This window comes from Paenibacillus sambharensis (assembly GCF_003233845.1).
Classification (GTDB): domain Bacteria; phylum Bacillota; class Bacilli; order Paenibacillales; family Paenibacillaceae; genus Paenibacillus_I; species Paenibacillus_I sambharensis.
Window position 1 is genome coordinate 1 of the sequence record NZ_QKRB01000040.1, and the last position, 18188, is coordinate 18188.

The following is an 18188-nucleotide window of genomic DNA, read 5'->3' on the forward strand; positions in this document are numbered from 1 at the left end:
TCCCTCGTATTTAAGGAGTTTTCTCACGAATGCTCACTCATTCGCAGGATTTCACGTTTTGGAGTGGTTAGATGGTTGGACGTGAGGGGGGCAATTGACCCATGGATCGGTTTGCGGACATGCAGGAACAGAGGCAGCGATTTACGTGCCCTTTGAAAACGCTATCCTGCACAACCCCACATGGCCCATGGAGGTTCACCCTCCCATATCTCGACGGGTCTATGCCCTCACATTCCTTCGTTATACCTGTCCATGGCGTGGAGACCGATCTCGTTTAGATAACGGGTCTATGCCCTTCCGAAACTCATACTCGGTTCTCTTGTGCGTGTTATGCCGAAAATCCCGCGAATGAGTCAATCCTCGTAAGCGAAACTTGGAGGTTAGTAGTGGGTTGCGGTCTTTAAGCGGCTACAAGGTCTGCGCATTCACGGTAGGACTCCCCCCGTTGCGCCATACCAACGAGAATGCGTGCCAGTTTGCCGATTAGTTTGAAAAGTGAGGCTTGCTTCTTCATTCCCCTTGCCCGGTTATTCGCATGCCACTGCTTGAAGTCAGGATGCCGCTGAACCAAACTCAACATGCCCCAGTATAGATGTTTACGCAAAGTGCTGTCTCCGCGTTTGGAGACCTTGACCTGCCCCTTGAACTTGCCAGATGTTCGCTCAGCCAGATTGAGACCGGCGCGTCGCAGTATTTGCTGACCGTGAGCGTAATGACGCAAATCGCCCGTACCACTCAAAATGGCGGCCAAGGCAATGGTGCCAAGCCCTTGGATGCTCCGCAGTTGCTCTATTAAGGGGATGTCTGCCAGTAATAACTCAAGTGCCTGTTCTATGTCATCGAGCATGGCAGCCGTATGCTCATAGGCAGCAAGCAGACGGTCAATGTCATCTCTGGCTTCCTGCAGGGCTTGTCTATCTCCAATGCTGCGCGTTGCAGCCGCCAGAAGCTCTGCTGCCTTGGCTCTACCGCTGACACCGGAGGCACGCTTCATGCCTTGATCTCGCCACTGGGCGATGACAGCATCGACATCCAGCCCTTCAAGGTCGCTCGGCAAAGGGAAAGCCTTAAGTGATGCCAGTGAACGGAGAGTCGCCCAATTCGGGAAAACCTGACGGAATTCCGGAAAGTAAAGGTCAATCCAGCGAATGATGCGATTGGCAAAACAGGCAGACTGCTTTACCCAAAATTCTCTGTCACTCATAAGTGTCTTTAACCGCCTGAACACAGCTGCATGGGGTGAATATTCGGTGTAATAGCCTCTGCTGACTACATCCGCGATGACTAGGGCGTCCTTAGGGTCATTCTTGGACGGACTATTGTCCCGATTTTCCTTATTGCGATGCGTCGTGACCGGGTTAACCAGCACGACCTCAATCCCTTGCTGAAGAAGCCAGTTTGCAAGATTGAACCAGTAATGTCCTGTTGGCTCCAGTCCTACAAGCAAAGAGGTGAGACTGTGCTTCGCTTGCGCTTTCTTGATCCAATCGAGGAGCCTCTCAAAGCCTTCTAGTGAATTGGTGAAAGACAGGTGTTTCGAAGTGAGCGAACGTCCACGGAAATCCGTGATCTGCGCGGCGTGCGCATCCTTGGCGATGTCGATTCCCACAACAACATGCTGCATGGTAATTCGTTCAATACGTTGATTTGTTGCGTTTCTTACAGTAGACTTCATAGTAAGCGCCTCCTGATGGGTTATTAGGGCTTCCGATTTCCCCTACCCCCATCATACGAGGCGCCCCTTTTTTTGTCTAAGACGGAATCTTAGCGCAGACAGGAATGTTACAGTTGAGAATGCCTCGAAATAATGCAATTAGCGTGTGTCAGTTTCGTTAGCCGGTCATTGATGGGTCAGGAGGGTGGGTGTCGCATATATTGAACGGCAGCTTGGCAAAATAGGAGGATACAGGACAGCCTGCGATTCATGGGGCGGTAACAAGGCCGGTCATTTCCGGCTTTTCATAGGCGGCAGCAAGAACAGTCATTTCCGGCTTTTCATAGGGGGGCGGCAGCAAGAACAGTCATTTCCGGCGTTCCATGGGGCGAGCGGCAGCAAGATCGGTCATTTATCGGGTAAGGACTAATAAAACACCGGGGGAGGCGAAAGTAAATGACCGCTGATATTCCACACGAATCCGTATATGTCCATACGAACGGAATCCGGCTGCATGTGGTTCAGAGCGGACCGCCAGAAGGGCCGGTTCTGCTGCTCCTGCATGGATTTCCGGAGTTCTGGTACGGGTGGCGAAGGCAGATCGGGTATTTTGCCGGGAGAGGCTTTCGCGTCTGGGCCCCGGACTTAAGGGGATATAATTTAAGCGATAAGCCGGCCGGCGCCCAAGCTTACCGGATGTCGGAGATTGTCGCGGATATTGTAGGTCTGATCGGGCAAACGGGGCAGCGGCAGGTCTTCGCGGCGGGGCATGATTTTGGCGCTATGGCTGCCTGGATGCTGGCTGCTTCCCACCCGCAGCTGGTGAAGAAAGCGGTCATGATCAATGTCCCCCATCCGCGGGTACTGACCGCAAACCTTCTGAAGAGTCCGCAGCAGATGATCAGGTCCAGCTATATGGCGTTCTTCCAGCTGCCATTCCTGCCGGAGCTCATCCTGCGTCGTAACAATTGGAGGCTGGCAGCGGCAGCCATGGCCAAGAGCAGCCGGCCGGGCACATTTACCGAGGCTGAATTGCATCAATACAGGGCAGCATGGTCCAGACCGAAAGCCTTTACCTCGATGCTGAACTGGTACCGGGCTCTGCCCAGGCAGATCGGGGGGCTGAAGGCGGGACCGTGCGAGGTTCCGTCCCTGGTGATCTGGGGGGAAAAGGATGCTTTTCTCCGCCGCGAAATGGCAGAGCAGAGCATGAAGTGGTGCACGGACGGCAGGCTGGAGCTGATTCCGCAGGCGACGCACTGGGTGCATCTGGAGGAAGCGGAGCGGGTGAACCGGACGATGGAGCGTTTTTTCAGTTAGACAGCGGTTACAATATGATGACTCCCCGGGTATAAAACGTTATATGCTATGATCTGTAACCGAGGGGGAGAACCATGAACAGTGACCGGTTAGAGGGCAAGGTGGCGGTTGTAACGGGAGGCGGCTCCGGCATCGGACAGGCTGCCGCTGTGCTATTGGCGGATCGTGGTGCGTCCGTAGCGCTGCTCGAATATGATCAGGAGCACGGGGAAGAAGCGGCCGAGCAGCTGCGCAAATCCGGGGCCCGGGCCATGTCGATTGGCTGCGATATTGCGGAAGCGGCTGAGGTGGAGCGCGCGTACGCTGAAGTTGTCAGGCAGTGGGGGCGATTGGACATTGTTTTCGCCAATGCAGGGATTGCCGGGAAGCTGTCGCCGATCGAGACGATGGAGCCGGAGGAATGGGATCGCACGATCCGCACGAATCTGAGAGGGACCTTCCTTACGCTCAAATATGCCATTCCTCATATGAAAACAAACGGCGGTTCGATCATCATAACCAGCTCTGTCAGCGGCAACCGCATATTCTCACAGGCAGGCTTCACGGCTTACAGCACGACAAAGGCCGGACAGACTGCCATGATGAAGATGGCTGCACTGGAGCTTGCACGGTACGGCATACGGGTTAACGCTATCTGTCCCGGCGGCATCAAGACGGGAATCGGCGGCAGTATTGAGAAATCGCGGGACTTACGAGCTGTTGAGGTTCCGCTGGAATTCCCAGAAGGCGCGGAGCCGCTTGAGCATCGTCCCGGTACGGCAGAGGAAGTAGCAGAGCTCGTGTATTTTCTGGCGACCGCCAGGTCCCGGCATATTACGGGCACGGAAATCTACATTGATGGGGCGGAATCACTGCTTCGCGGCTGAACAGCCAGTTCATTACCGTGATACTGGGGGCAGCCTATGCCTCCCGGTTTGCCCTCTGCCAGCAATGCCCGCATATACCCGCCAATTCAGGAAGCGGGTGCTCGAGGAAGTAGTACTCGTACAGGCAAATGATTGCTATAATAGGAACAGCTTATCAGCACTTATGTCGGTTGATTCAAGCGAGTAACACGAATTCAGGTAGAGAGAGGCACGGGATAAATGATCATTAAACCGAGAACACGCGGCTTTATCTGCACGACCTCACATCCGGTCGGATGCGAACGTCAAGTCGAGGAACAGATTCACTACATACAGGACAAGCCTGAAATCCAAGGCCCGCAAAATGTGCTTGTCATCGGGGCATCCACAGGATATGGATTGTCCGCCCGGATTGCCGCAGCTTTTGGCGCTGGCGCGAACACAATCGGCGTATTCCGGCCAAGCGCCGGCAGCGAGAAGCGTACCGCTTCAGCCGGCTGGTACAATTCCGCAGCATTTGAAGAGGCAGCCCGCAAGGCGGGCCTGAAATCCTTTAGCGTAACTGGTGACGCCTTTGCCGATGAGACCAAGGACCATGTAATAGACGTCATCCGGCAGGAGCTTGGTCAGGTGGATCTTGTCGTGTACAGCGTCGCTTCCGCACGCCGCAATGACCCAGAGACCGGTGACCCGGTTAACTCCGTTCTGAAGCCGATTGGCCAGCCCTACAGCAACAAGACGGTCAATTTCCATACCGGAGAAGTGACGGACATCACCATTGAGCCTGCCACCGATGAGGAGATCAAGAATACGGTTACCGTAATGGGAGGCGATGACTGGGAGCGCTGGATGACGCGGCTGCAGGAAGCGGGCGTGCTCGCTGAAGGCGTCCGGACGGTTGCATTCTCCTACATCGGCTCGGACATTACCCAGGCTGTATACCGGCAGGGCTCCATCGGCCGCGCGAAGGACGATCTGGAAGCGACCGCCGGCCGGTTGACCGATAAGCTTAATGCCCTTCAGGGAAAAGCTTACGTGGCTGTCAGCAAGGCGCTTGTTACCCAGTCCAGCTCTGCCATCCCGGTCGTGCCGCTGTATATCTCGGCTCTCTACAAGGTGATGAAGGAGAAGGGCCTGCATGAAGGAACGATCGAGCAGATGTACCGGCTGTTCTCAGGTTTCTTGTATAATGGCGGTGAAACACCTGTTGACGAGAAGGGACGCATCCGGATTGATGACTGGGAGCTGCGGGAAGACGTGCAGGGCGAGGTCAAGCGGATTTGGGAACAGGTGACAACGGACAATATTCACGAGATTACCGACCTTGAAGGGTACCGCCGTGAATTCTTCCAGCTGTTCGGCTTCGAGACCGATAAGGTTGACTATGATGCAGACGTAAATCCGGATGTAAAGGTAGAGAACTTAAGATAATCCTCAGATTGTAAAATAGCTAGACAAAAGCTTATTTGACCCGTTATGTGCGGGTCTTTTTTCATTATCCCAGGCTGAAGAATGCGGAGCTTCCGTTCTGCTTCGGCCTGGGATTTTTGTGTACGAGAGGGGCCCCAATGGAAAAAAATGCTGTACAAGCGGTATCTGTCGAGCTAAAATCTACACATATGTTAACCTAATAACTCATATCATGGTTAACAAATACTCGAAGGTGGAGGGCATTTGATGGATTCACGGTATGAAAGGCTTGCCGCCTGGGATAAATCCTATGTCTGGCATCCTTTTACCCAAATGAAGGATTATAACCGGACAGACCCGCTGATCATCGAACGGGGCGAGGGCATCATGCTGTACGATGTGCAGGGACGTGCCTACTATGATGGTTTCTCATCGGTTTGGCTCAACGTTCACGGGCACAATGTGCCGGAGCTTAACCGGGCGATTGAAGAGCAGCTGGGAAAGGTGGCGCATTCGACGCTCCTCGGGATGGCTAACGTGCCAGCCGTCGAGCTGGCGGAGAAGCTGGTCCGCATCGCGCCTGCAGGGCTGACCAAAGTATTTTACTCGGATTCGGGAGCGACAGGAGTCGAGATTGCCATCAAGATGGCTTTTCAATATTGGCGCAACACTGGGGTTCCGGGCAGGACGAAGTTCATTACGATGAACCAGGCCTATCACGGGGATACGATCGGGGCGGTGAGCGTCGGATCGATCCCCCTGTACCACGAGACGTTCCGTCCGATGCTGTTCTCCTCTTATACGGTCCCTTACCCGCATGCCTACCGGCACGAGGGCGGTGCAGCCGGCGCCATGGAAGAGACACTGTCGCAGCTGGAGAGTCTGCTTCGGACAAGCGGAGACGAGATCGCGGCGCTGATCGTGGAGCCAATCGTCCAAGGGGCGAGCGGCATGATCGTGATGCCGCCAGGCTGTCTGCGCAGGATGGCAGGATTGTGCCGGGAGTACGGCGTGCTGCTTATTGCCGATGAGGTGGCGACAGGCTTCGGGAGAACAGGTGCCATGTTCGCCTGCCAGCTGGAGGATGTATCTCCGGATCTGATGGTGGTCGGCAAAGGCTTGACGGGCGGCTATCTGCCGGTGGCGGCAACCTTGGCATCGGACCTTGTGTACAATGCGTTCTATGCTGACTACGAGGAGCAGAAGACCTTTTTCCACGGCCATTCCTTTACCGGAAATCCTCTCGGTTGTGCGGTGGCGATAGCCAGCCTTCGCCTCATGGAAGAGCGGGGGATCGTCGAAGCTGTGGACGGCAAAGCCGCCTTGACGGCGGGCAGGCTGGCCCAGCTTGCGGACCGGCCTCATGTCGGAGATATCCGGCAGCAGGGGCTAATGGCCGGCATAGAGCTGGTGCGAGATAAAGCGGCCAAGACGCCTTACGAGTGGTCGGAACGGATCGGAGTCCGGGTATGCATGCGGGCGCGGGAGCTCGGGATGCTGACGCGTCCGCTCGGCAACGTGGTGGTATTCATTCCGCCGCTTGTAAGCTCGGATGCCGAGCTTGCCGCGATGCTGGACATTTTGGCGGAAGCCATCATCGACGTGACGGAGGAAGGATGGGGAGCATGAGCACAGTGAAAAAAGTTCGCGGCTCAGCTGCGAAGCAGCCTTTATTTCCGGGCCTGTTCGTTGCTGGCACAGACACCGGCGTAGGCAAGACACTGGTAACGGCCGCCCTCGCCGCTGCCCTGCGCGAAGAAGGACGGAACATCGGCGTGTGGAAGCCCGTCCAGTCAGGAGAGCTCATTGGAAGCGGCGCGAGCGATGCGGAGCGCCTGCTTGAGGGCTCTGGCATTGAAGAGCGGCCTGAAGCTGTGGCGTCCTTCACCTTCGAAGCGCCGCTAACTCCGGCTCTGGCCGCAGAACAGGCGGGAGTCGATCTGTCACTGGATGATCTCCTGGTCTCAGGCATCCGGCTTGCCGAAAGATATGGCGGCGGCCTGCTGGTCGAGGGGGCTGGCGGGACGGCTGTTCCGCTGACGAAGGATGCACTGGTAATCGATCTGATCGTCAGGCTCGGACTGCCTGTGCTCATCGCAGCCAGATCCGGCCTCGGTACAATTAATCACACCTTGCTGACAGCCGAAGCGTTGAGGGCGCGGGGAATTCCGGTTGTTGGGGCTGTCTTGAATGATGGAGCAGCGGGAATGCCTGCGGATGATCCCAGTGTCAGCTCCAATGCAGCTATGATCGAGAAGTACGGAGGGATCAAGGTCCTGGGGAGGCTGCCAAGCCTGAATGGTGAAGCAGGTCCGGTCCAGCTGGCGGATGCAGTCCGCCGGTCGCTGGATCTGGAGCCGGTCCGCCGGCTGCTTGATGAAGGAAGGATAAACTAAGGGAGGAAGAGAACGATGAAGCTGGAGATCACCAATACGGATTGGAGCCTGCTGGCGGATAAAGCGCTGAGCGGGGAATGCCTGAGCATGGAGGAGGGGCTGTCCGTGCTCCGGGCGGATGATGACGAGGTGCTTCCGCTCCTGCAGGCTGCCTTCAAGGTGCGCAAGCATTATTACGGCAAGAAGGTCAAGCTGAATATGATCATCAATGCGAAGAGCGGCCTGTGCCCGGAGGACTGCGGCTACTGCTCGCAATCGATCGTTTCGACGGCTCCGGTAGCCAAGTATACCCTGTTGGATAAGGATACGCTGCTTGCTGGCGCACGGGAAGCGATCGCCCGCCAGGCGGGCACTTACTGCATCGTGGCGGCCGGCAAGGGCCCGACGGACAGGGAGCTGGACCAGGTAGTGGACGCGGTGAAGGAAATCCGGGCAACCATGCCGCTCAAAATTTGCGCTTGCCTCGGCATTCTGAAGGAAGAGCAGGCCGGCAGGCTGGCGGAAGCGGGGGTGCACCGGTATAACCACAATCTGAACACCAGCAAGGAGAATTATCCTTCCATTACAACCACACATACATATGACCAGCGGGTGGAAACGCTGGAGAAGGTAAAATCGAGAGGCATGTCCCCCTGCTCCGGCGTCATCATCGGCATGGGGGAGACAGATGAAGAGATCGTGGAGATGGCCTATGCCCTGCGTGAGCTGGATGCGGATTCGATCCCGATCAACTTCCTGAATGCTATCCCGGGAACCCCGCTGGGAGGTGCCGGGCGCACCCCGGCGATGAAGGCGCTCAAGGTGCTGGCGCTGTTCCGCCTGATCTGCCCGTCGAAGGAGCTCCGGGCGGCAGGCGGTCGCGAGGTGAATCTCCGCTCTCTTCAGGCGCTGTCTCTGTACGCGGTGAATTCCTTATTCGTAGGCGATTATCTGACAACGGACGGGCAGGATGTGTCTTCTGACCATCAGATGATTGAGGACCTGGGCTTTGAGATTGAGCAGTGCGCCTTGTAAGGCCGGGTGATCTGGACGATGAGCATAAGTTGGATGGATGATGAATTGGAGCGCCTCGCCGCGGAAGCATCGGAACGGAGGCTGCGGGACCGCTTGAAGGTTCCGGGCAGTCCGGGATACATGCTGCAGCAGGACACCGGCAGCTCCGGCAGCACCAGGCTGCTGGACCTGTCCTCCAACGACTACCTGGGCTTGGCCGGCCACCCGGCAATAGCGGAAGCGATGCGTGAAGCCCTGCTGACGGGCGGCGCAGGCGCCGGGGCTTCCCGGCTCGTGACGGGCAATCATCCGGCATTCGGCCAGCTGGAGCAGGCGGTTGCGGTATGGCAGGGCTGCGATGCGGCGCTGGTATTCGCCAACGGCTATATGGCGAATGTGGGAGTGATCAGCGCTGCTTCAGGACGGGGAGACGCCGTATTCAGCGACAGGCTGAACCATGCCAGCATCACCGATGGCATCCTGCTGAGCCGTGCGGAGCATGTCCGATACCGTCATAATGACATGGAGCATCTGCGCGCCCAGCTGGAGAAGCACAAGCATGCGCGCCGTAAGCTGATCGTAACGGATGCGGTATTTTCCATGGATGGGGACCAGGCTCCCCTCAGGGAGCTGGCAGAGCTGAAGCAGGAGTACGGCGCTATGCTGATGGTGGACGAGGCTCACAGCGGAGGCGTATACGGACAGTTCGGAGAAGGCTTGTGCCGTGCACTAGGTGTGCAGGATATGGTAGATATTCACATGGGGACATTCAGCAAAGCGTTTGGCGTCTATGGCGCCTACGTGTGCGGCAGCCAATCGCTGATCCGCTGGCTGGTGAACAAGGCACGGCCGCTGATCTACTCCACAGCTCTGCCCCCATCCGTTGCAGCGGGGGTGCTTAAGGCGCTGGAGCTGGTGCAGGCCGGGCATGGGCGCCGGGAGAAGCTGCTGGGCAGCGCCAGGCTGTTCCGTTCAGCGCTGCGGAAGGCGGGCTTGGCGGCGGGAGAAGGGGACTCGGCCATTATCCCGCTGATCGCCGGGACTAATGCTGAGGCGCTGCGTATAAGCGCGGCTCTGGAAGCTGAAGGGATAGCGGCTGTGGCGATCCGCCCCCCTACCGTGCCAGAGGGCACGGCGCGCATCCGGTTCTCCCTGTCGGCTACCCACAGCAGAGAAGAACTGACGGACGCCGTGAAGACAATCATCCGGGCTGCATGCCCGGCGAGAGGAGGCGGGGTATGCTGAACGGCTATTCTTCTTATACGGGTCCGAAGAATAGAGGCACCGTCTTGTGGCTTCCGGGCTGGGGCATGCCGGAGTCTGTATTCGACGGACTCCGCGCCCTGCTGCCGGAATTCCGCCATGCCGCTGCTGACTTCAGCCGGGCAGAATCGCCGGAGGCGGTCTTCGCCGCCGCTGCCGGGGCGGCAGCGAAAGCCCGTGCCGCCAAGCCGGAAGAACCGCCGGGGCCGCTGCTCATCGCCGCTTGGTCGATGGGCGGACTGCCTGCACTGCGTCTGGCCGCAGCGGGGATGGCCGACGGTCTGCTGCTGCTAGCGTGCACGGGCCGTTTCACCCGCCCTAGGGCAGAGCGGGACAAGGGCTGGCCGGACCCGGTGATCCGGCAGATGCAGAGGAGCCTGGAGTCGGACCGGGCGGCGGTCGAAAGCCAGTTCCGTGAGGCCATGTTCACGGAGGAGGAATGGGCGGCAGGCTGTCAGAATCATCTTCCGCCCATGGACGGTCCCGGAGCATGGGATACGTCTGCGCTTCTGGCGGGACTTCAGCTTCTGCGGGACGAGAACGCCCTGCCCCTGCTGCCCGCTGTCCGCTGCCCGTCCCTGATCATGCACGGCACGCTGGACCGGATCTGCCCGTATGGCGCGGCGGAGGAACTGGCAGCCCTGCTGCCCGGGACCAGGCTTCTCCCGCTGGAAGGAGCAGGACATGTTCCGTTCCTCTTGAAGGAAGCGGAAGCGGCCGAAGCGCTTAGGGGGTGGTGGGATGAGCGGCAGACTGAACCGCATCCGCAGACAGTTTGACCGAAGCGCAGCCGGCGGATACGAGACCCACGCGGCGGTGCAGCGAACAATGGCCGGGCACCTTGCAGCCGGGCTGCCGCACCCGCAAGGCTCTGATGATGTGCTGGAGATCGGCTGCGGAACAGGGTTTCTCACCGGGAAGCTGGCGGCAGGAGCCTACCGTTCTGTGACAGCCCTCGATCTGGCGCCTTCCATGCTGGAGGCGGCCGGACAGCGGACAGCGGGTTTGCCCGCGGACATCCGCTTCGTGCTGGCCGATGTGGAGCGGTGGGCTGCGGAACCGGCACGGGAAGCGGAATATGATCTGATCGTCTCCAGCGCCTGCTTCCAGTGGCTGGAGCATCCGGCCGGGACGCTCGGTCATCTGCGGGGGCTGCTGCGGCCGGGCGGCATGCTGGCGTTCGCGACCTTCGGGCCGGGCACCTTCCGGGAGCTTCATGAAGCTTTCGCCCGGACCTATGCAGCGCTCGGCCTGAAGCCCGAGCGGCACGGATTATCGTTCCGGGAACCGGAGGAATGGCAGGCCGATCTCATTAATGCGGGCTTCTCCCGTGTACGCTTCGAACGATTCGAACAGGCGGAGCTGTACACTTCGGTCCCCGAATTTCTCCATGCGGTGAAGGGAGTCGGGGCCAGCGTATCGGAGGCTGCTGGGCGGCCGGGGCTCGGTTCCAGAAGGCTGTTCCTGGACATGTTCCGCAGGTACGAAGAGCGCTATGGAGCTCCAGAGGGAATCACGGCCACGTATGAGCTGGTATATTTCCAAGCGGAACAACCCTGCATAATGTAAGTCCAAAGGCACCGGCTTTATATGAGCTGGCGCCTTTTTTGCTGTGTATGCGTCGCATCGTAAACAAAGTGATGAAAATGTAATGATTTGGTTATTAATAAAATCATTGATGGCAACGCTTACTTCTGCATATACATAGACCGTACCCCAATTATTCAGGCAGCAGAGGCTTCAACAACTAAAGAGGAGGTCTATGAATGAAGAAGTGGTTGATAGGTTTGCTGATGGTGAGTATGCTGGCCGTATTGTTCGGCTGCAGCAGCGGTTCCTCGTCAACGGGAACGGTATCCGTGCTGGATGACGGGGCAGGCGAAGAGGCAGTGACACTGAAGTATTGGACGTTCGTAGAACTGCATGGCCAGCATTTTCAGTCGATGCTTAAGAATTGGAACAAGGACCACCCTGACCGGCAGATCAAGCTGGAGGTCTCGGTGATGCCTTACGACGACATGCATAACAAGCTGTCCATTGCCCTTCAGACCGGCCAAGGGGCGCCTGACATCTCAGATATTGAAGTGGGGAAATTCCCTGACTTCTTGAATGGCACACCTCAGCTCGAGCCGCTTAACGATGTTGTGGAGCCCTATAAGGAATCCATCGTCCAGTCGAGACTGGATCTCTACACGAAGGATGGCACAATCTACGGTCTGCCTACGCATGTCGGAGCGGCGGTTGCCTTTTACAACACGGAGATTCTGGAAGAGGCCGGCGTAGACTACAAGACAATCGTTACCTGGGAGGACTACAAGAAGGCGGGCATGGCGGTTTATGAGAAGACCGGCAAGTACATGGGGACAGCGGACACGAGTGCCGGCTGGCAGCTGTCGATGATGCTGGCGCAGCAGGGCAGCGATTTTACGGATGAGGCGGGCAAGCCGAACATCAATTCTCCGGAAATGATCAAGGGGCTCGGTATCCTGAAGGATCTGCAGCAAAATAATGTCCTGGCTACGGTAGCCGGCGGCCAGCCGGATACAGAGGAGGCTTACGGCGAATTCAACACAGGCAGCTATGCCAGTGCCATGATGCCGTTCTGGTTCATGTCACGTTACGTGAACTACATGCCTGATCTGCAGGGGAAAATCGCAATTGCACCGATTCCGGTTATCGAGCAGGGCATGTCTTCCTCTTACGGCGGCGGCGGAACGGGAACGGTCGTCACCAAGCAGGCCAAGGACGCGCAGCTGGCCAAGGACTTCCTGGCATTCGCCAAGCTGACGCTTGATGCCAACATCAACATCTGGAACACCCTTGGCTTTGACCCCGTTAATACGGAGCTGTGGACGCAGGAAGACATTACGCATAACAAGGACAACAAGTTCGTCCAGTACTTTCAGAATAACCCCTTCGAGGTGCTGAATGAGATTAAGGACGGCATCTCGCTGATCAAATCAACGCCTGCTTCGCCAACGATTAACAACGAGCTGTATACGACGACGTTGAATGAAATCTTTGAGAATGACCGGGACGTGACGGAAGCGCTTAATGCGGCACAGAGCCAGATCGAACAGCAGTTGAAGTGAGGCGGCCGCTGACTTGGCCATTTAGCTACCTTGACTGTTCAAGGTAGCTTTTGCTTCCAATCTTACGTTCAACCCGAAGGAGGGCTGTGCTGTGATCCAACGCTTTCTCTATTCGCAAAAAGCTGCTCCGTACGTCTTTGTACTGCCGTTTGTGCTGGTCTTCCTCGTATTCTGGCTCTATCCGCTGGCAAGCTCCGTGGAGATGAGCTTTCAGAAGGTGATGCTGGGACAGTCCGCGCAGTGGGTCGGCTTTGATAATTATGCCAAGCTGATCGACGACTCGATGTTTCTGAAGGCTGTCATGAACAGCGTGATTTACACGGTATTGACCCTAATCATCCTGATCCCGTTCCCGATGCTGTTCGCCGTGCTGATCAATGCCAAATTTATGTGGGGCCGGGAGCTGTTCAAGTCGGTCTTCTTCTTCCCGGCGCTCACCTCCGTGGTTGTGGCAGGCACGATCTTCCGGCTCATGTTTGGGGAGATGGAAGGCTCCCTGATCAACAGTTTCCTGGCGATGTTCGGCGTAGAGCCGGTCAAGTTTCTCAAAGGGCATGCGACTGGCTTTGTTGCGCTGCTGTCTCTGGCCGCCTGGCGCTGGATGGGCGTCAATATCCTGTATTTTCTCGCGGGGCTGAAGAACATTCCGGATGATTATTATGAGGCTGCCTCGATTGACGGGGCATCGACGTTCCAGAAGCTCAGATTCATCACCATCCCCCTGCTTAAGCCAACGACGATCTATGTGCTTACGATCAGCATCTATGCGGGCATGGCTATGTTCGTCGAGAGCCTGATGCTGTGGAATGGCAACAATTCGCCGCAGAATATCGGCCTGACGATCATCGGCTATCTGTACCGGCAGGGAATCGAGAAGAATAATCTCGGGTTTGCGGCGACGGTCGGGCTTGTCCTGCTTCTCGTGACGATGATCATCAACCTTACGCAGCTGGCCTTATCGGGCCTCTTCAGGAAGGAGTCTTGAGATGGAGAGCAGAATACGTTTAAACAAAATCCTTCTCCTCGTCATGTTCAGCTTGTTGAGCCTGCTCGTTCTGCTTCCCTTTTACGCCATTGCCCTTGCGTCGTTCAAGCCGGGCAAGGAGCTCATCCGTTTTGGACTTAATCTGCAGCTGGACTTCTCCATCATGAGCCTGGACAACTACGTCTTCCTGTTTTCTGGGCAGCATGACTATTTTACCTGGTTTGCGAATTCCATGCTGCTGACGATTCTTCAGGTCGCCCTGACCCTGATCACCAGCGCAGCTGTTGCTTATGGATTTACGGCCTATGATTTTAAAGGCAAAACGCCTCTCTTTATCTGCGTGCTGATGATTATGATGGTGCCGTTTGAAATTTTGCTGCTGCCGCTGTACCGGCTGATCTTTAACCTGGGGATGATGAACACCTATTCGGCTATTATTCTGCCAGGCATTGCGAGTGCGTCGACGATCTTCTTCTTCCGGCAGTACCTGCTTGGCGTTCCGAGGGAGATGATCGCAGCGGGCCGGGTGGATGGGGCCAGTGAATATGGAATATTCCTGCGTCTGATCCTGCCGGTTATGAAGCCTGCCTTCGCGGCGATGGGTATTCTGAATGCCATGGGCAGCTGGAACAATCTGCTGTGGCCGTTCATGGTGCTGAGCAATTCGAATAAATTCACCCTGCCGATCGGACTGAAAACACTGCTCACGCCATACGGCAACAACTATGACCTGCTGGTGGTCGGTTCCTTCTTCTCCATCATCCCGATCTTCATCCTGTTCGTGATGTTCCAGCGGTATTTTATCGACGGGATGACAGCGGGGGCGGTCAAGGGATGAGATAAGGAGGTTTGGGCGGCCGGCCGGCTGGGCTATTTCTGATGGAAAAGCTATAATAGAGAGATAACAATTCCTGAGGAGTTCATTGCTATGCCCAAAAAGATCCCCCCGTCCTTTTATTTCATCGGGAATCATCCGGCCCTTGATTTCATTAATACGAAGATTGCAGCTGACGGCAAGCTGCTGGATCTTCTGGGTTCCTTCCATGACGTTATGCAGTGGCTCGTTCTGGCGAAGCTGTTCAGTCAAGAGCAAATTGACGATGTAAGCCAAGGCTGGGCAAGAGAAGACTGCGAATCGGCTGTTGGCACAGCAGCGGCCCTTAGGCACAGCATGCTGACCATCGTTCAGCGGGGGATGAGGCATGAGGACATCCCTGAAGAGGACATTGAGCGTGTGAACAGCATCCTGTGCGAACAGGTCTTCACAACCAGGCTGTTCTGGGATGGTCAAGCGTTCGCAGCTGCGCGGGAGACTGCTGTCCGGCAGCCGGCTGACCTGCTCATTCCCGTTGCGGAGGCAGCCGTTGATCTGTTTACGAACTATGACCTTGGTCTGATCAAGAAATGCGAGAACCCGGATTGCGTCCTCCACTTTTACGATAACAGCAAGAACAGCACCCGCCGCTGGTGCAGCCAAAAAACATGCGGTAACCGCATGAAGGTAGCAGCTTTCCTGGAGCGGCGCAAAAATAACGGTTCCGAGCAGCCCTAGCACCTAGCTAGGGCTTTTATTATGAAGAATTTATTTAATAGTCAAAATTAAACTATACAGGTTAAAAAATACGATATATAATACCCATATGAATATTAAGGCGGTTAAAAAGGGAGGTGAGAACGTTGAGTGAGATCTATCATCCCGGTGAATTAGCTGTCCAACGACTGGCGGGCGAAGAACTTCTGGCGGAGCGGAACGGTGCGAGTATCAAGCAGGTAATGTCAAGAGGGGCGTCGGCCTTTCTACAGAGCCAAACCATTGTCATCGTTTCGGCAGTCAGAGAAGACGGACAGGTTTGGTGCTCCTATCTAACGGGTGAACCGGGATTCATCAAGGTCACATCCGAAACAGAATTGCGGATTGCCTCGAGCTTCCCTAGGAGTGATCCCGTCATCTGGAGCCTGCAGTCGAACCCTGCGATCGGCCTGCTGTTTATTGACTTCAACCGAAGAATCAGACTGAGAATCAACGGAAGAGCAAGCATCCAGCATGGCGGGGAGCTTCTGGTCCATACGGAGCAGGTATACGGCAACTGCCCCAAGTATATACAGAAGCGGTCGCTGCAGGGGGCTGGGCCATTTCACCGTTCGGAGAAGCATGCATACCGCAGTTCCAAGCTAAGTCCGCAGCAGCAGGAATGGATACGCCAGGCGGATACCTTCTTCATTGGCAGCAGGGACCGGGAGGGGAATATGGATGCCTCGCACCGGGGCGGGCCTTCGGGATTTGTGCAAATTACAGACAGCAGCACCCTGCGGTTTCCGGATTACTTCGGGAATTCCATGTTTAATACGCTGGGCAATATCCACGTTAACCCCAATACCGGGCTGTTATTTATGGACTTTGCAGCAGGGCATTCACTGCAGCTAAGCGGGCAGTCTTACATTACTTGGAATGAGGAGCAGGAGGATGGGGTTTCTCTATCCCAGGGGGCGGAACGGACGGTCAGGTTTGAGATTGATAAAGTTATGTATATTGAGAATGACACGCCGATCAGTTGGGTTAAGAGCGGTGATCTGGATAAATAATGGAGGTAATCGAGATGACAACGGCTAATAAATTTGTGATTATCATTCAAGCGAATCAACAGGATACAGGCAAGGCGGTTCATGGCTTGTTATACGGACAGGAGCTTCACGAAGAGGGATTTGAGGTGGAAATCCTCTTTGACGGAGCGGGCACAGAGTGGCCGGGAGTATTAGCCAAGGCGGAGCATCCATTCCATGAATTGTATAAGCAGGTGATGAAGGCGGGAATTATCAAGGGCGGCTGCCAAGCGTGTTCGATCTTTTTCGATACCACACAAGAGCTTGGGGATGCGGGGGTGTCATTAGCCGGCAGCGACAAGCTGGGCGGGCACATACCTTTTGCACAATATGTGAAGGACGGTTTCCTGCCCATTGTCCTGTAACTGGCGGGGACCCAGGCAATAAGGGGAAGTTGATACGAATGAAGCCGCGGCATCGTCTATGCCTCGGCTTCTTCCTGCTCAGCTGCTACTTGTCGGCAGGCCACTTGCTGGCGTTCGCCTGGATCAAGGACAACAGACGTCTCCGCCGTTCTTCGAGCTTTCCAAGCGCTTCATCAAATTCGTGATCAGAGCTCGTGGGAATGCCCATCTGGCGAAGCTTGTCTAACGAGGGAGCCGGGGGCATATCGGTAATGGAGCCGGGGTATACAGATTGGACGGTATTTAAATAGCTTTCTACGCTGGAACGCGCCTCCTTCATCAGCAGACGGTCAGGTTGGAATTCCACCGGAACGCCGTGCTCGAGGATGGTAAGAGCCTCATCCAGTAAAACCACTGCTACTGCTGCGGAATGCTGAACGCTGGCACTGTGGTAATAATGAAGGATCGGATAAGCGTGATGCTGGGCGGTCAGCTTGCCCAAATCCGATGTACAGGTAAGGAGCAGCCAGTTCATGCTGGTTAAATCTTTACCGTTCCACACCGACTGCACGATTTCACTCCCGCTGCTGCCTACACCCGTTATGCTTTGAGCAAAGCTGCGTTTCTGGGTGATGGCGCTTAATACGGAAATCAGGTACGAGACCGCAAGCGTAACGGACAGCATCCCGGTCGCCGTTGCGATAATGGTCGTTATCTTCCAATAGCCGGTATTCGCAACAATATCACCGACTCCCAGTGTGAAGAATACATAACCCGCAAAATAGATGCGGTCAGCCCAGGTGGCTGCTGTCTTCGTTTGCGTGTCGGTAAGGGCATAATAGTCGCTGCTGAAAACAAGTGTCCATCCGCTCCAGAATAACAGGATCCATGTAATGGCAGTTAAGGAAAGCAGCAGGGGGCCCGTCAGGGATAGCGTTCTTGAGTTATCGCCGCTCAGCCTGCGTGTGCATGCCCAGGTTATTTTAGAGAGACGGCTGGTTATTGGCCCAGCACCGCCTTCTACCCACAGGGTTGTCCATACAAAATCCACTATGCCGGCAATGAGGAGCAGAATGCCTGCAATAAGGTACAATTCATTCACTAGTCCGTTTCCTCCTAACTGTCAAGCTTGCTGTAATGAAAGCTTCCGTTTATTTCGCTGATTCAGCATGAGCCTTGTAACTCTGTTACCCGAAAGGGAAGCTGTTCAGACAACCGGATATTATAAGGCCCAGCAAATCGGCGGATTCTTTCCGGAAATAGCCGTCCTGTGTAGAGTGGGGTG

General features: G+C 56.0%; 17 protein-coding genes. 15 read left to right on the forward strand and 2 right to left on the reverse strand.

Annotation, left to right across the window (positions count from 1 at the left end; all coding sequences use genetic code 11):
- Positions 1–400: 400 nt before the first annotated feature.
- Positions 401–1675, reverse strand: coding sequence for an IS110 family RNA-guided transposase (locus tag DNH61_RS08235; protein WP_111145096.1), 1275 nt, complete (start codon positions 1673–1675; stop codon positions 401–403).
- 435 nt (positions 1676–2110) lie between these two features.
- Here DNH61_RS08235 and DNH61_RS08245 point away from each other — a divergent pair, with 435 nt between their 5' ends.
- From DNH61_RS08245 to DNH61_RS08315, 15 genes are all read left to right on the forward strand, one after another.
- Positions 2111–2974 carry an alpha/beta fold hydrolase gene (locus tag DNH61_RS08245; RefSeq protein WP_111146188.1) on the forward strand — a complete coding sequence of 288 codons (864 nt, stop codon included), beginning with the start codon at positions 2111–2113 and terminating at the stop codon, positions 2972–2974.
- A gap of 74 nt (positions 2975–3048) precedes the next feature.
- Positions 3049–3840 carry an SDR family oxidoreductase gene (locus tag DNH61_RS08250; protein ID WP_111146189.1) on the forward strand — a complete coding sequence of 264 codons (792 nt, stop codon included), beginning with the start codon at positions 3049–3051 and terminating at the stop codon, positions 3838–3840.
- Between the two features lie 219 nt (positions 3841–4059).
- Positions 4060–5250 (forward strand): enoyl-ACP reductase FabV, encoded by a 1191-nt coding sequence (fabV, locus tag DNH61_RS08255; protein WP_111146190.1) that lies wholly within the window; start codon positions 4060–4062, stop codon positions 5248–5250.
- 246 nt (positions 5251–5496) lie between these two features.
- Positions 5497–6858 carry an adenosylmethionine--8-amino-7-oxononanoate transaminase gene (gene bioA, locus DNH61_RS08260; RefSeq protein WP_111146191.1) on the forward strand — a complete coding sequence of 454 codons (1362 nt, stop codon included), beginning with the start codon at positions 5497–5499 and terminating at the stop codon, positions 6856–6858.
- A complete protein-coding gene (gene bioD / locus DNH61_RS08265; RefSeq protein WP_111146192.1) occupies positions 6855–7625 on the forward strand; it encodes a dethiobiotin synthase in 771 nt (256 codons plus the stop codon). Before bioA ends, bioD begins: the two co-directional genes overlap by 4 nt.
- 15 nt (positions 7626–7640) lie before the next feature.
- Positions 7641–8639: a biotin synthase BioB gene (bioB, locus tag DNH61_RS08270; protein ID WP_111146193.1), complete on the forward strand. Its 999-nt coding sequence runs from the start codon at positions 7641–7643 to the stop codon at positions 8637–8639.
- 18 nt (positions 8640–8657) lie between these two features.
- Positions 8658–9863: an 8-amino-7-oxononanoate synthase gene (gene bioF / locus DNH61_RS08275; protein ID WP_245948043.1), complete on the forward strand. Its 1206-nt coding sequence runs from the start codon at positions 8658–8660 to the stop codon at positions 9861–9863.
- On the forward strand, positions 9857–10660 hold the full coding sequence (locus DNH61_RS08280; RefSeq protein ID WP_111146194.1) for an alpha/beta fold hydrolase: 804 nt from the start codon (positions 9857–9859) through the stop codon (positions 10658–10660). Before bioF ends, DNH61_RS08280 begins: the two co-directional genes overlap by 7 nt.
- Entirely contained in the window at positions 10623–11450 is an 828-nt protein-coding gene (gene bioC / locus DNH61_RS08285) for a malonyl-ACP O-methyltransferase BioC (protein WP_111146195.1), read from the forward strand. The genes DNH61_RS08280 and bioC overlap by 38 nt, the downstream gene beginning before the upstream one ends.
- A 197-nt stretch (positions 11451–11647) precedes the next feature.
- On the forward strand, positions 11648–12973 hold the full coding sequence (locus DNH61_RS08290; RefSeq protein WP_111146196.1) for an ABC transporter substrate-binding protein: 1326 nt from the start codon (positions 11648–11650) through the stop codon (positions 12971–12973).
- Positions 12974–13064: 91 nt separating this feature from the next.
- Positions 13065–13958, forward strand: coding sequence for a carbohydrate ABC transporter permease (locus DNH61_RS08295; RefSeq protein WP_111146197.1), 894 nt, complete (start codon positions 13065–13067; stop codon positions 13956–13958).
- A gap of 1 nt (position 13959) precedes the next feature.
- On the forward strand, positions 13960–14796 hold the full coding sequence (locus DNH61_RS08300; protein ID WP_111146198.1) for a carbohydrate ABC transporter permease: 837 nt from the start codon (positions 13960–13962) through the stop codon (positions 14794–14796).
- Between the two features lie 90 nt (positions 14797–14886).
- Positions 14887–15510 (forward strand): CGNR zinc finger domain-containing protein, encoded by a 624-nt coding sequence (locus tag DNH61_RS08305; RefSeq protein ID WP_111146199.1) that lies wholly within the window; start codon positions 14887–14889, stop codon positions 15508–15510.
- A 125-nt stretch (positions 15511–15635) separates the two neighbouring features.
- On the forward strand, positions 15636–16541 hold the full coding sequence (locus DNH61_RS08310) for a pyridoxamine 5'-phosphate oxidase family protein (RefSeq protein ID WP_245948044.1): 906 nt from the start codon (positions 15636–15638) through the stop codon (positions 16539–16541).
- 14 nt (positions 16542–16555) lie between these two features.
- The gene (locus DNH61_RS08315) at positions 16556–16924 is read left to right on the forward strand and encodes a hypothetical protein (protein ID WP_111146200.1); all 369 of its coding nucleotides are present in this window, start codon (positions 16556–16558) and stop codon (positions 16922–16924) included.
- A gap of 85 nt (positions 16925–17009) precedes the next feature.
- Here DNH61_RS08315 and DNH61_RS08320 read toward each other — a convergent pair whose 3' ends face one another.
- Positions 17010–18005 carry a potassium channel family protein gene (locus DNH61_RS08320; protein WP_111146201.1) on the reverse strand — a complete coding sequence of 332 codons (996 nt, stop codon included), beginning with the start codon at positions 18003–18005 and terminating at the stop codon, positions 17010–17012.
- Between the last annotated feature and the right edge of the window lie 183 nt (positions 18006–18188).

Coding starts and splice junctions, on each gene's coding strand:
- DNH61_RS08235 (WP_111145096.1), bottom strand. CDS start 1,675: ATGAAGTCTACTGTAAGAAACGCAACAAATCAACGTATTGAACGAATT.
- DNH61_RS08245 (WP_111146188.1), top strand. CDS start 2,111: ATGACCGCTGATATTCCACACGAATCCGTATATGTCCATACGAACGGA.
- DNH61_RS08250 (WP_111146189.1), top strand. CDS start 3,049: ATGAACAGTGACCGGTTAGAGGGCAAGGTGGCGGTTGTAACGGGAGGC.
- fabV (WP_111146190.1), top strand. CDS start 4,060: ATGATCATTAAACCGAGAACACGCGGCTTTATCTGCACGACCTCACAT.
- bioA (WP_111146191.1), top strand. CDS start 5,497: ATGGATTCACGGTATGAAAGGCTTGCCGCCTGGGATAAATCCTATGTC.
- bioD (WP_111146192.1), top strand. CDS start 6,855: ATGAGCACAGTGAAAAAAGTTCGCGGCTCAGCTGCGAAGCAGCCTTTA.
- bioB (WP_111146193.1), top strand. CDS start 7,641: ATGAAGCTGGAGATCACCAATACGGATTGGAGCCTGCTGGCGGATAAA.
- bioF (WP_245948043.1), top strand. CDS start 8,658: ATGAGCATAAGTTGGATGGATGATGAATTGGAGCGCCTCGCCGCGGAA.
- DNH61_RS08280 (WP_111146194.1), top strand. CDS start 9,857: ATGCTGAACGGCTATTCTTCTTATACGGGTCCGAAGAATAGAGGCACC.
- bioC (WP_111146195.1), top strand. CDS start 10,623: ATGAGCGGCAGACTGAACCGCATCCGCAGACAGTTTGACCGAAGCGCA.
- DNH61_RS08290 (WP_111146196.1), top strand. CDS start 11,648: ATGAAGAAGTGGTTGATAGGTTTGCTGATGGTGAGTATGCTGGCCGTA.
- DNH61_RS08300 (WP_111146198.1), top strand. CDS start 13,960: ATGGAGAGCAGAATACGTTTAAACAAAATCCTTCTCCTCGTCATGTTC.
- DNH61_RS08305 (WP_111146199.1), top strand. CDS start 14,887: ATGCCCAAAAAGATCCCCCCGTCCTTTTATTTCATCGGGAATCATCCG.
- DNH61_RS08315 (WP_111146200.1), top strand. CDS start 16,556: ATGACAACGGCTAATAAATTTGTGATTATCATTCAAGCGAATCAACAG.